Below are 2,022 nucleotides of genomic sequence, written 5' to 3' on the forward strand. Positions count from 1 at the left end.
TTCTGGCACGTATAACCTGATGCTGGATCAACGATGCTATTTCAAAAACATAGTTTTGCGACAGGCTGGATATAGGATCATCAATGACAATTAAACGTTTTCGTTGGTCATTGTCATCACGACTTTTCCTTCCTGTGCAAGTCTCCAGAAAATAGAGAAAAGCAATCAGCGTTTTTTCACCTTCACTCAAACTACCAAAAACAGGCGTATCGCTGTTCTCACCTTCCCTCACCAGACGATAATCATCCCGATCGTCATAGGGAGCAATGCGGAATCCAGTGATCCCAAGGCTATCCAAACTGTGATTAATACGCTCAATCGTTTCCTGCGTATTGACGATCAGGCTGGATTTATCGCGAATGATTGCATTCAGCGTATCAAGCTGGGCCGTAATTTCATCCCGAGACACCGTTAATTTTGCTAATTTTTCAGCAAGTTCTGCTAGTTGTTCATCATGGTTAATTATCGTATCGGTAGCCAGCTTTCGGATATGACCAAGTAACCTCTGTTTCAGTCTTACCCGCTCAGTCTGATAATTTTCAGCCTTTCGGTTATGTTCGCTTATTACTGTATTAATACTGGTGATCTGCACAGAGACATTGCCAGCCAGAGCAGAAAGATCCTCAACAGCAATCGACGTAGAGGGTGATGTTAATTTCTCATCGATATGCAATTTATTTCTTTGATAGGCCTGCTCCAGTTCAAGCAAACAGAGATAAACAGGATGTTCCTGATCAACTAACGGACACGCTTTTATTAACTGCCGCATATGTTCGGGTTTATCGTGCCAGAGTTGATATCGCGCCTGGAGTTCCCGCAACTGGTCCATTGCGGCTTCCCATGAAGTATCAAAAAGGGCAGTGATTTCCTGTTGAAGTTGCCGGGCATCTATCGGCGTTTGACAAAATGGGCAAATGTCATCACTCAGCCACTGCTGCCCATTCCTCACCCAGTCAATGTTGCCTAATTGGTTAATTGCAGCAGCAAGACGGCTATCACCTGCTGGAATAAGAGGTTGCATCAATAGCGCAATATCACTTTCATTCAAAGGGGATGCTGGCAATGCTTCGAGCAAAGCGTAAGGGTTGCCTTTACTGGCCTCAAGTCGGTGTAGTTCTTTGTTTAATTCCTGCGTCGAAGTCTCTTCAACTTCAGTGTGTTCAAGGATGGTTTGATAAAGTTTGTCGGTCTGTTTAGTTCCAACCATCAAATCCCATAAATCTGTTTTTCTGATTTCTGCGGTAGAACTATAAATCTGTTTCGCAGAACCATTTTTAATGTTTTCTTCCATACCCTCAACGTCGCATTTTTGCACGTCCAAAGCATCACGCCGGGCAAACAAAACTTTACTCTCCGCTTCCAGAGCATCTATTTCAGTTTTAATTTCTGCATTTTCACTATTTAAAGTGAAAATGCCCGGCTGAGAAGGTTGGCTGAAAATATCGTCTACATACTCCTGATTAAACACCAGGTAGTTCATATCCAGTGGAGGTCGCAGGCTGCACTGGCTGTAATCTGGACGACCATGCTTATAAAAGTAACCAGAAACGGTTGATTTTCCTGAGCCGTTTTGTCCATAGATAAGAGTGACATACTTACTCAAGTCGAACTCCACAGGCCTTTCGCCCTGATAACTGCGAACGCCGTGGATGGAGAGAATGCTCATGCTATATCCTTATCACCGCCTGCTGTATGTGGGTATTTTATCGTCGGAATTCCCTACAGCAAGCTACCTCACTGATATCTGCCATTTTAAACATTGTCATAGAATAAATGTTACTGACATTTTTTAGGTTAGACTCCTTGCTACACAAGGAATATAATGAAAGTACATATCAATGAAAACGTCAGTATAGGAGAATCAATGTCTGTTGCCGCTCTGGCCCGCCAGCGGGTTCACCGCATGAAGCGGGGCATCCCCTTTTCCATCAGCGGATTTTATTCGCTGGGAAGCCGTGCGTCGGTACAACAGGCAATGAGTCGTCTGGTCAAAGAAGGCCTGCTGGTCCGGGTGGAACGAGG

The 2,022-nt window shown here is 44.3% G+C and carries 1 protein-coding gene and 1 pseudogene; one reads left to right on the top strand and one right to left on the bottom strand.

What is annotated here, in order from left to right; genetic code table 11:
- Positions 1 to 1,666 (bottom strand): AAA family ATPase (locus ACLD11_RS21810; protein ID WP_411015376.1); only part of this gene is annotated, 1,666 nt, incomplete at its 3' end.
- 156 nt (positions 1,667 to 1,822) lie between these two features.
- Here ACLD11_RS21810 and ACLD11_RS21815 point away from each other — a divergent pair.
- A pseudogene (locus tag ACLD11_RS21815) lies at positions 1,823 to 2,022 on the top strand (hypothetical protein); the annotation flags it as partial.

The organism is Salmonella sp. 741265116_PST (assembly GCF_046567715.1).
Taxonomy (GTDB): Bacteria; Pseudomonadota; Gammaproteobacteria; order Enterobacterales; family Enterobacteriaceae; genus Salmonella; species Salmonella enterica.